The following is an 11,349-nucleotide window of genomic DNA, read 5'->3' as shown; positions in this document are numbered from 1 at the left end:
TTGATTGTGTTATTTATAAAATTATCCTATGTATTCAATTACTGTAATTAAACTTCACTACATATTTATTACTACCATCTGAAGATGCGATCGCGCCCCAAAGCTGGGCAACCGTTGCCGGCAGCAGAAATATTCCTTTGGCCAAGCTATTTGGGGAGGGAAGGTCAATAAATTTAGCATCAGCAAATGATGTTTCCGAATCCACCTCTATGGTATTTTCGGGGAGGGTTTCTCGCACGCACGGAGATGCTAGCGTGAAGTTTTTCAAATACTTAAAGTGTTGAGTTAGGTCTTTAGCCCACATTAAATCGAGATACCTGCAGCCTTTGGAGTCGCAGAAGGATGTTGTGATGTTGAGGACTAGCAGGTAGCGCTTGTCTATGGGCATCAAAGTCGGTTCTTTGGCCCCATCTTCTGTGATATTTAACGAGTTGGAGTCCATAAAATACACTAGGATTGAATGCGATATATCTATTTTAATGCCACTTTAGCCAGTTTTTAGTATTAATTGACACCCTAAACACGCAATCATATCGCCAAAGAATACTGAAGTCCATATTAAATCTCCCCAATCTGGGTCAATACTCCGCACAGTTTTTGGAACTATACTACAAGCCTTACAGGGCAAGCAGCATAAAAAAGTCGAATTAAATGCCGCGTCAGGGGTAGAGATGACATTGATTTCATTATTTACGCTAGCCTCAAAGTCAAGTAAGAATAAGCCATTGGGCAATAGAAAAAGTGTCCGGACTCTTGCTGGATCAAAGTCGATACTGCCTGTAGGCTTGACTGGCAGCTCGGTGCAGCAGCGAATGTCGGTAAACTAACCCATTCATGTCGTCGGAATAGCCCCCGCCAATCACGCAGGCAACGGGATAGCCGCCAGCCAAACACGCCATCAAAACTTGCATTTCCCGGCGAAATAAGCCCGTATCAGTTAAAGCTAATTTTCCCAGTTTGTCACCGTGATGAGGGTCTACTCCAGCATCGTACAAAACTAAATCTGGCTTGACATTTGACAGCAAATCTGGTAAGAATTTATCCAATGTTTGTAAATATTCGTCGTCCTCCATACCCACAGCCAAAGGTACATCTAAATCGCCCTTTTGTTTAGTGCCGGGAAAATTGACTTCGCAGTGCATCGAGAAAGTAAAAACGCTACTGTCATCTTGGAATATTACGGCGGTTCCGTCTCCTTGGTGGACATCTAAATCGACAATTAAAACTTTGCGAACTAAACCATTTTTTTGTAAGACGCGAGAGGCGATCGCCAAATCATTAAAAATACAAAAACCAGACCCAAAAGCAGGGAAGGCGTGATGAGTTCCGCCCGCAGTATTGCAAGCCAAACCGTATTCTAAAGCGAGCTTTGCAGTTAGTACAGTTCCTGCAACCGCAGTGCAAGTGCGATTAGCAAGGGCCCGACTCCAAGGCAGACCAATTCGCCGAGTCGCTTTGTCATCGAGCGTCCCGTTGCAGTAAGCTTGAACGTAGCAGCGGTCGTGGACTAATTCAATCCATTCTTGAGGCCCAAGTTCGGGAGCGTGAAATTGCGATTTATCTGCTACTCCGTCCGCGAGCAGCATCTGGTAAAGCATCCGAAACTTTGCCATCGGGAAGCGGTGCTCCGGTGGCAGAGGTGCAACGTAATCTTCGTGGTAAATAATTGGTAAGTCCATTAAAATTATTGTATAACGAATGAATCTCCAATTGAACGCCTGCAAGCTCAAATTTAAATTCGCTGGAGAACCTGTATATGCAACAACTAAAAACAGTCTGGCAGTCCGGCAGCAGCCACCCCGAAAATGCTGACAATCTCGATAATATCAGTCAGTGGTGGGGAAACCTGAACGGGAAAGAAATTAGCTGGGTAGAGCGACTGATTCCGCAAATCGGCGGTCTGAGCGAAATTCACTGGCACCCCCAGCGTTTTGACGAAAAATTTGTGATAGTCAATCCCGAAATTCGGGAGCAAACTCTCTATTGGTACAAACCCGATTCTCCTGTCCAACGTAACAACACTGTTGACAAATTAGAACTTGACAACTTGCAACAGCAATTGTACATCTATCCTCAGTTGGAAGCGGAACTGGTAATTCGCGTAGGAATTCCCGAAGTTAAATATCAAACACTTGAATTAAACAATCCCGAAATCGCCTTGGGCGAAGATAATATGCTGCTGCTGTGGGAATCTGACCAAGAACTAGAAATTAAAATTTACCTGAGCAGTGAAAATATTGCTAAACTTAAGGAATTGCTGGCCTAGAAAAGACCGAGAAAATAGTTTATATGGTAGGCTTTGGGTGCGGGGTGGATGGATCTATACTCTTAGTCCCCTATAAATATCTTAAGACTGATGGGCGGGTGCGTCAAAACCGAGGTTTTTCACAGCCATACTTCGTTGCAGCGACAAGAGTAAAAAAAAACGGTTTCTTCGCCTCGCCGTATGTCCCGGTGTGTATCTCGGCTAAAACCATTTGAATGTGGCAGCAGAATGTCAAGAAACTGGTGTTATCCTCCTGGGACTTTTAATGCAATGCAAAAGTCAAGCAAAAAACTGTCCTGCATCAACCGGGTTGTACGAAAATACTTGGTCGCAGCCCTTGAACAAAGTTAAAAAACCCGCTTGCTTTGGTCTGGAGTGCCTAAGCGATGATTGTTTTTCTGCAAACTTAATTTGGACATCAAATAAGGGGATTTGTTTCGGCAATAAAATATGGTTAACTACGGTTAATTTGAGTGGGAAACTTAAGACAAGCAACCAATAATTTTTCAAAATAGAAGGTGCGTTAGTTGATGGCTAATATCTAAAGTTAATCCTCTATTTGCTGAGTCTGAAAAGGTTTAATAAATAATGCTCATCGGAAGGCATCGCTAAATTTATTAAATCATCAATCTGCTGCTTGCACTAAAAACTTCACAATAATCCGACAAAAAATGATATTTGACAAAGAAATTATTCACATTTTAATTATTGATGCTCAGCCCCACAACCTGCGGTTTATATCAAACATATTGACGAAAGAAGGGTATAAAGTTCAGCGGGCGATTTCGGGAGAAATGGCGGTTAATGCTAATTTAACCGTTCTCCCAGACTTGATTTTGCTAGATATTGCCATGCCCAAAATGAACGGATATGAAGTCTGTACCAGACTGAAATCCAACGAGAAAACGAGGGAAATTCCGGTTATTTTCTTGAGTGTTTTTGATGAAATATTTCACAAAGTCAGAGCTTTTGAAGTCGGCGGTGTTGACTACATTACTAAGCCTTTTCAAGTGGAAGAATTTTTAGTGCGGATCGAAAGTCAATTGACTATACAACAGCTATCAAAACAATTAAAACAGCAGAATGCCCAACTGCAACAAGAGGTAGAATTTCGCAAGCGAACAGAACAATCACTCCGGGAAAGCAAAGCGCGGTTGCAGAAATTGGCGGTCAATATACCGGGAGTTCTTTATCAATTTATCAAGAAGCCCGATGGAAGTTTTAAGTTTGAATATATTAGTTATGCTTGTCGGGAGATTTACGAATTAGAGAGTGAGGAAATATTAACAAATCCTGACTTTTGCTTCGCTCAAAATCATCCAGATGACCTAGAATATCTGGTCAAAAAAATTGCTACTAGCGCCAAAACCTTAGAACCTTTTGCCTTTGAATGGCGGATTATTACACCGTCGGGGAAACTCAAATGGCTGCAATCTAATTCTCGACCAGAAATGCGCGATAATGGCGATATTGTTTGGTATGGCGTACTTTTTGATATCAGCGATCGCAAGCACGCGGAAATAGAAATGGCAGGAGCTAAAGCTGCTTTAGAACGGCAAGTTCAGCGAGAATTGCTGATTGCAAAAATAACTCAAGAAATTCGCTCAAGCTTGCAGCCAGAAAAAATATTTCAAATAGCTGCAACTCAAATCGGTCTGGCATTCTGCGTCAATCGCTGTTTGATTCATACTTACGTTACTACTCCCCAAGTCGATATTCCTCTGGCGGCAGAGTATCTCGAACCCGAGTGCGAATCTATTCGGAACGTACCTGTTCCAATTTGGGGCAATCCTCACGTCATACAAATGATGATACAAGATCTGGCGATCGCCTCCAACAATGTTTATTCAGACCCTCTGTTGCAAGCTGTTCAACCGATTTGCCAGAAGGTTGGGTTAAAATCGATGCTGGCAATTCGCACTTCTTACCAAGGCCGGGCAAACGGTGCTATCTGTTTGCACCAGTGCGATCGCTACCGGGAATGGACTTCCGAGGAAATCGACTTATTAGAAGCTGTGGCGGCTCAAGTAGGGCTCGCCATCGCTCAAGCTAAACTGATCGAACGAGAAAAAAACCGAATTCAGCAGCTCGATCGGCAAAATAAAGTGCTGCAAGCAGAAATTCGCACCCGTGTCCGCGCCGAGCAAGCTCTGCAAGAATCTGAAGCAGAATTGCGGGCGATTTTTGCCGCCATGACTGACACAGTTTTAGTGAGAAATGCAGAAGGGCGCTGTATCAAAATCGCCCCGACAGCATCAACGAATTTGGTGAAACCTCCCAGCGAAATGATTGACAAAACCGCCCACGAAGTCTTGCCGAAACCTATAGCAGATTTAGTATTAGATGCCATCCAACAAGCTCTAAAAACGAAGCAAACTATCAATGTTGAATATAGCTTTAAAGTCGGAGAGCGCGACGTTTGCCTCGATGCTAAAGTTTCTCCCCTGACTCCAGATTCAGTAATTATTGTGGCGCGAGATATTAGCGTTCGTAAACAAACAGAATCCGCACTCAGAGAAAGCCAGCACTTCATTCAAGCAATCGCCGATTCCAATCCCAACCTGTTGTACGTTTACGATGTAATTGAACAGCGGAATGTTTATGCCAATCGACAAATTTCGACGATGCTCGGATATACCGCCCAAGAAATACAAGATATGGGTACAGCAATGATGCCAATTCTGCTCAACTCCGACGATTTGCCAAATTTTTTTGATAGCGTACAAAAAGTTGATCAAGCCAAAGACGGTGATGTCGTTGAATGTCAATACCGAATGAAACACAAAAACGGTGAATGGCGGTGGATGCACAGTTGGGATACAGTATTTCTCAGAACAAGCGATGGTAAACCTAAACAAATTCTCGGCACTGCTAATGACATCACAGACCGCAAATTAGCCGAAGAAAAACTGCTAGAGTCCCAACAAAGAATCTCATTTTTATTGCAGCAAACGCCGATCGCCATTATCGAGTTAAACCTCAATTTTGAAATTATTACTTGGAATCCCGCAGCCGTTGCTATTTTTGGCTACAGTGAGCAAGAAGCGATTGGTCGAGTTGCCTCCGATTTGATCGTACCTGAAAGCTACCACCGGCAATTATCTGAGATTTTCAATCACGACTTGAACCCCAAATCCAGCGGCACTACCGAAAATCTGACTAAAGACGGCAGAATTATCATCTGCGAGTGGTACAATACTCAACTAATTGACGATAACGGTACAGCAATCGGCATTGCTTTAATGGCTGTAGATATTACCGAACGCAAGCAAGCAGAAACCGAACTGCAAGAAAGTGCTTTACGACAAAGAGCGATCGCCCGCATCATTGAAAGAATGCGGCAGACTTTAGATATCCGAGAAATTTTTCACGCCACAACCCGAGAATTGCGCCAAACCATGAAGTGCGATCGAGTCGCCATTTACCGTTTCAATCCAGACTGGAGCGGCGAATTTGTAGCCGAATCCCTTGACCGCAAGTGGGTTTCTTTCATCCAATCACAGGAGATCGATTCTCACCTTACTGAAGGCGCTTTAAACAGCGACCGTTGCGTCGTCAAAGAATTAGATAGCCCCTCACAAGAAGTACGCGATACCTATTTGCAACAAACCCAAGGCGGAGCCTACAGCCGAGGTACAACTTACCTTTGTGTCCCAGATATTTACAAGCAAGGTTTCGATAATTGTTACATCCAATTGCTAGAAAGATTTCAAGCTAAATCCTACATTATTGTACCAATATTTTCTGGCAAAAAGCTCTGGGGATTACTAGCATCCTATCAAAATTCTGCCCCCCGCCAGTGGAGTGAAGCAGAAATCAACGTTGCAGTTGATGTAGGTACTCAGCTAGGAGTAGCATTACAGCAAGCGGAATTGCTCGCCCGCACTCAAAGGCAGTCCATAGAACTGATGAAATCCAAAGAAAACGCCGAAGTTGCCAACCGCGCCAAAAGCCAATTTCTAGCTTCCATGAGCCACGAACTTCGCACACCTCTCAACGCCATTCTCGGTTTTTCCCAAGTCATGGCCCGCAACAGTTCTATCACGGAAGAACAAAAAGAATACATAGAAATTATTAACCGCAGTGGCGAACATTTGCTGGAACTCATCAATGATGTTTTGTCAATGTCCAAAATAGAAGCAGGTCAAATTACTATCAATCCCAGCAGCTTCAATCTCTACAACCTTCTCAACAGTCTCAAAGAAATGCTGCAACTAAAAGCCAACTCAAAAGGTTTGCACCTAATCTTTGAAAAGGCCGATGATTTGCCGCAGTACATTCAAACAGACGAAGCTAAATTGCGGCAAGTTTTAATTAACCTAATCGGCAATGCGATTAAATTTACTCAACAGGGAACCGTTACTTTGCGCGTCAGCAGCAAAGCTGAAAAAGACGCCACAGAAGAAAACAAATCCCAATTGTATTTTGAAATTGCCGACACGGGACCCGGCATTTCTCCCTTGGAAGTTTCCACATTATTTAAGCCCTTTGTACAAACCGAAACAGGTCGAAAATCTATGCAGGGAACGGGTCTGGGGTTGCCGATTAGCCAACAGTTTGTTCGGATTATGGGAGGTGATATTGCTGTAGAAAGTCAACTAGGCAAAGGCACAACTTTCAGCTTTAATATCTGGGTTAACTTAGTAACAGAAAGTGATGAACAAGAAAAATCGACGGTTAAACAAGTTATTGCTTTAGAAGCAGGGCAAGACACTTATCGGATATTAATAGTTGAAGATGTAGCGGAAAATCGCCAACTGCTGCTTAAGCTGCTGGTACCCCTGGGATTTGAAGTCCGGGAAGCAACTAACGGTCAAGAAGCAATTGCTTTGAATTCAACTTGGAAGCCGCACTTGATATTAATGGATATGCTGATGCCCGTGATGGATGGGTATGAAGCGACCAGACAGATTAAGAAAACTCTAGAAGGTAAAAAAACAATAATTATTGCCTTGACGGCTAGTGCTTTTGACGAGCAGCGGCAAATAATTTTGTCTGCTGGTTGTAACGATTTGATATGTAAACCGTTTCGGGAAGAGGTACTCTTTGAAAAGATAGCGCATCATCTCAACCTGCGTTATATTTATGAGAAAGAAAACTTATCTACTTCTTTTTCAACACCGACGCTGCTTAAAAGTTTGACCCCCGAGGATTTGAGTGTAATGCCCACAGACTGGGTGGTCGAGTTGCACCGAGCAGCACTTTGTGTTGATGACAACCGCATCCTCGAACTCATCGAGCAAATTCCCGAAACTGAGGCAAATCTCGCTAACGCTTTAACAGATTTAGTCGATAATTTTCGGATAGATATCATTATCGATTTAACTCAATTATATTATGATGAACGACCATCCATTACCAGCGACTCCTAAAGACATTCTGATCGTTGACGATATGCCGGATAATTTGCGACTTTTATCGACTATGCTGACATGTCACGGGTATCATGTCAGGAAGGCTATTAACGGACACTTGGCTTTGCAAGGGGCACAAATATCTCCTCCAGATCTAATTTTACTAGATATTAATATGCCGCAAATGAACGGGTATGAAGTTTGTGAGAAGTTAAAGTTAAGCCAACAAACTAAAGATATTCCAGTAATTTTTATTAGTGCCCTAGATGACGTGCTGGAAAAAGTTAAAGCTTTTCAAGTAGGAGGAGTGGATTATATTACTAAACCGTTTCAAGTAGAAGAAGTCTTAGCCCGCGTCCAAAATCAACTTTCCCTTCGTTTGCTGCAATCCAAACTGCAACAGCAAGCTAGGGAACTGCACGATCGCAATTCTAGATTGCAGGAAGAAATCGCAGAACGGCAGCGGGCTGAAGAATCAATCCGGTTTTTGCTGGAAACTACGCGGGCGATCGGCGAAGCTCTAGACTTTCACTCAGCTTTAGAAGTAATTCTGCACCAAGTTGGCGAAACAATCGGATGGGATGTAGGAGAAGCTTGGATTCCCGATGCAGAAGGAACTGTGCTGCAATCTGCCCGCGGCTGGTATGCCAGCAACGCGAGGATGGAGGCGTTCCGCAGGCAAAGCGAACAACTGACATTTGCCATGAATATAGGGCTGCCGGGACGAGTTTGGGCCTCCAAGCAACCGGAATGGGTAGAAGATATTTCCATGGGCTACCCGCATTTTTTCCGAAGTCAGATAGCACTAGAACTAGGATTCAAAGCGGGTTTTGGCGTGCCGATTTTGGTAGGCGATGAAGTATTGGCAGTGCTAGTTTTCTTTAAAATTTCGTCTGGTGGGAAAGACGCACGATTTATAGACGTTTTTAATGCGGTCGGCACTCAATTAGGTTCTTTGATTCAGCGCAAACAAGCAGAAGAATTGTTGCGTATTGCTCAAGAAAAATATCACAGCATTGTAGAAAATGCGATGGAAGGCATTTTTCAAAGCACGCCTTCAGGAGGCTATCTCAGCGCTAATCCAGCTTTGGCAAAATTGTACGGCTACGAATCGCCAGAAGAACTGATGTCCGAGATTAAAAATATTGCTCAGCAACTTTACGTTGACCCGGAACGCCGCCTCGAATTTGTGGCTGCTATGGATACTGAAAATGCCGTTTCGGGATTTGAATCTATGGTATGTCGCAAAGACGGGCGCCGGATTTGGGTGTCAGAAAATGTTCGGGCTGTTCGAGATTCAAAAGGTGAGCTGCTTTACTATGAGGGTACTGTTTCTGACATTACCGAGCGCAAATTAGCACAAGAAGCGCTAAAAGTTCAACAAGAACAAAGCGAGAAGTTGCTGTTAAATATTTTACCCAAACCAATCGCAGAACGCTTGAAGGCAGAGCAAAGCACGATCGCCGACAGTTTTGCCCAAGTAAGTGTTTTATTTGCTGATATTGTTGGCTTTACTGAGTTGTCTGCTAGAATGTCTCCCACCGAGTTGGTAAAGCGCTTGAACGTGATTTTTTCGCACTTCGACCAGTTAGCTGAAAAATACGGTGTGGAGAAAATTAAGACTATTGGCGATGCTTACATGGTAGTCGGGGGGCTGCCTACGCCGAGACATGACCACGCCGAGGCGATCGCCCAAATGGCCCTGGGAATGCAGGCAAAAATAGCAAAGTTGTGCGCCGAGACAGGGGAAAAACTGGCAATTCGTGTTGGCATCAATTCCGGGCCGGTGGTTGCGGGAGTAATTGGTGTGAGCAAGTTTACGTATGATTTGTGGGGAGATACGGTGAATGTAGCGGCGAGGATGGAAGCTACGGGTTTTGCAGGCAGCATTCAAGTTACTGATGTTACTTATGAGCTTTTGAAAGATAAGTATTTGTTTGAGAGGCGAGGCGTGATTCCGGTAAAAGGTAAGGGGGATATGATGACTTATTGGTTGCTACAAAAAAAGTAAAATTTGGGAATTGGGAAGGAAGAAGAAGAAAGAAGGAAGAAGGAAAAAGGAAATTCGGCAACGGATTAGCTTTCTTCGGATGTAACGGATGTAACGGATGTCAGTCCGATGGAAGTCGGAATAAGGAAGTCGGAATAAGGAAGTCGGAATAAGGAAGTCGGAATAAGGGGATAGAAAGAAGGGCTCTCCTGAGTTTATGGTGTAAAAGAGATCAACCAATACAGTTAGAGTGATGAGCTTTCATTTAGACTATCTAGGGCTTGCTGAATAAGTCCAAAAAACTCAAAAAAGTTCGATCGCGCTATTGCTCGCCTACGCTCAACTTAAGTTTTTCTTTTGGTTGTAATACCAGGGCATAATTTTTGATAATTTTTGCCTTCTTTCCAGTTGTTATTAATAAAAATTGACACACAAAAAGCCACAATAACCGCAATAACCCTGCCACAAGGTTCATGACTAAAAAAGCAATTGCAATCGTTGTTTCGGATGTATTATCGAGTTTAGCCATCACTCGATCGAGATTAAATCTTCTTTTTGCTTGACCAAATTTTCCTTCTATAGCCTGACGGGCTTTTTCATCTTCTCTAGCTTGCTTCTTTGTGGCTTTACTCACATGAGCTGGCCGTCTCCCCAAGGGCGGACCGCTCATCCTAATTCCTCTTTCTTTACACCATTCTCGATTCATCAGTGTGCGGTAAATCTGGTCAACATGAACCGACTCTGGGTAATGTCCTGTGAATTCTTTAAATGCTTCTACTTGGGCTATTAAGTCTCCTGATTCATTGAAGTTATCCCAACTAATTCGATCTATAAATATATACCCGTCACAACTGCTAGCTGAGATTTTGGCTCCAAACTCTGTGGCTTTTCCTGCTTTTCCTCTAACTATGGGACGAACATGGGGTTGGGTTAAACTTAGTATTCTCTCGTCAATTCTATTTGTTTTGTGTTGGTACATCCAGGATTGTTGGCGGTAAACTTCCTGACAGACTAGCAGCAGTTTATATTGTCGCTTACTCAAGTTCTCCAAAAGGGAGCCTAACTCGATTAATTGCTCAATATGAGCTAGGTTTCTTTTGATATATTGCAGTTGCTTTTTAAGGGCTGTTCTTTTTTTGCTCTGCGTCGGTCGGCGCTGCGAAAGCAATCGCTAGGTAATCTTTACGAGCTTTTTTGCGGTAGGTTCTGGGTTTTTTCGGGCATTGGTCTTTGATTGACTCGTAGAGGATATCTACGATTTTTTCTGTTTGCATTCTTGTTCGATTGAGAATTCCTATGTCAGTTGGATAGGTGATATCTGCGCGCTTCACAAGTTGCATCTATAGCAATCCTAAATCATTATCAAGACTATGATACAATTATATGCAATACTTGATTGTGACCATAAAAAAATGAATAACTTACAACTGCAAGAAAAAGATCTGGAAAAAGAAATAGCCCAATTAGAAGATTTCATTAAAAGCGATATCGATGCAAGAGAACTAAAACGAGCAATAGCTGTAAGGATGGTGCTTTCAGGTAATATCTACCATGAAATCAGCAAAATATTAGGTGTAAGTAAATTTGTATCCGCTCAATAAATCGGGGTAACAGTAAAAAAAGAAAGTTCACAATCTAGGCACAGCATGGTAGAATATGACATATTATTAATCATAAAATCAAGAATGTCATAGTCTTTTTTAGCCACTAAAGTCACAATTAACCGTGGGTTTATACGA

General features: G+C 42.9%; 6 protein-coding genes and 1 pseudogene. 4 read left to right on the top strand and 3 right to left on the bottom strand.

Annotation, left to right across the window (positions count from 1 at the left end; all coding sequences use genetic code 11):
- Window positions 1-34 precede the first annotated feature (34 nt).
- Both QUB10_RS32810 and QUB10_RS32805 read right to left on the bottom strand, forming a co-directional pair.
- Window positions 35-442: a hypothetical protein gene (locus QUB10_RS32810; protein WP_333207292.1), complete on the bottom strand. Its 408-nt coding sequence runs from the start codon at window positions 440-442 to the stop codon at window positions 35-37.
- 319 nt (window positions 443-761) lie between these two features.
- Complete coding sequence (locus QUB10_RS32805; protein ID WP_333207291.1) at window positions 762-1,679, bottom strand: histone deacetylase; 918 nt, start codon at window positions 1,677-1,679, stop codon at window positions 762-764.
- Between the two features lie 77 nt (window positions 1,680-1,756).
- On the opposite strand from QUB10_RS32805, the gene QUB10_RS32800 reads away from it, so the two are divergent.
- The 3 genes from QUB10_RS32800 to QUB10_RS32790 all read left to right on the top strand — a co-directional run bounded on the left by QUB10_RS32800 (window position 1,757) and on the right by QUB10_RS32790 (window position 9,631).
- Window positions 1,757-2,266: a hypothetical protein gene (locus QUB10_RS32800; protein ID WP_333154472.1), complete on the top strand. Its 510-nt coding sequence runs from the start codon at window positions 1,757-1,759 to the stop codon at window positions 2,264-2,266.
- A 671-nt stretch (window positions 2,267-2,937) separates the two neighbouring features.
- Window positions 2,938-7,638 (top strand): PAS domain S-box protein, encoded by a 4,701-nt coding sequence (locus QUB10_RS32795; RefSeq protein ID WP_333207290.1) that lies wholly within the window; start codon window positions 2,938-2,940, stop codon window positions 7,636-7,638.
- Window positions 7,604-9,631 (top strand): adenylate/guanylate cyclase domain-containing protein, encoded by a 2,028-nt coding sequence (locus QUB10_RS32790; RefSeq protein ID WP_333207289.1) that lies wholly within the window; start codon window positions 7,604-7,606, stop codon window positions 9,629-9,631. The genes QUB10_RS32795 and QUB10_RS32790 overlap by 35 nt, the downstream gene beginning before the upstream one ends.
- A 301-nt stretch (window positions 9,632-9,932) precedes the next feature.
- Here QUB10_RS32790 and QUB10_RS32785 read toward each other — a convergent pair.
- Window positions 9,933-10,932, bottom strand: a pseudogene (locus QUB10_RS32785) (IS5 family transposase); the annotation flags it as partial.
- Between the two features lie 90 nt (window positions 10,933-11,022).
- On the opposite strand from QUB10_RS32785, the gene QUB10_RS32780 reads away from it, so the two are divergent.
- On the top strand, window positions 11,023-11,211 hold the full coding sequence (locus QUB10_RS32780) for a helix-turn-helix domain-containing protein (protein ID WP_333207288.1): 189 nt from the start codon (window positions 11,023-11,025) through the stop codon (window positions 11,209-11,211).
- Window positions 11,212-11,349 lie beyond the last annotated feature (138 nt).

The organism is Microcoleus sp. B5-D4 (genome assembly GCF_036705145.1).
GTDB lineage: Bacteria > Cyanobacteriota > Cyanobacteriia > Cyanobacteriales > Microcoleaceae > Microcoleus.
Note: the sequence above shows the minus strand (reverse complement) of the source record. Positions and strands in the feature narration are given on the sequence as shown.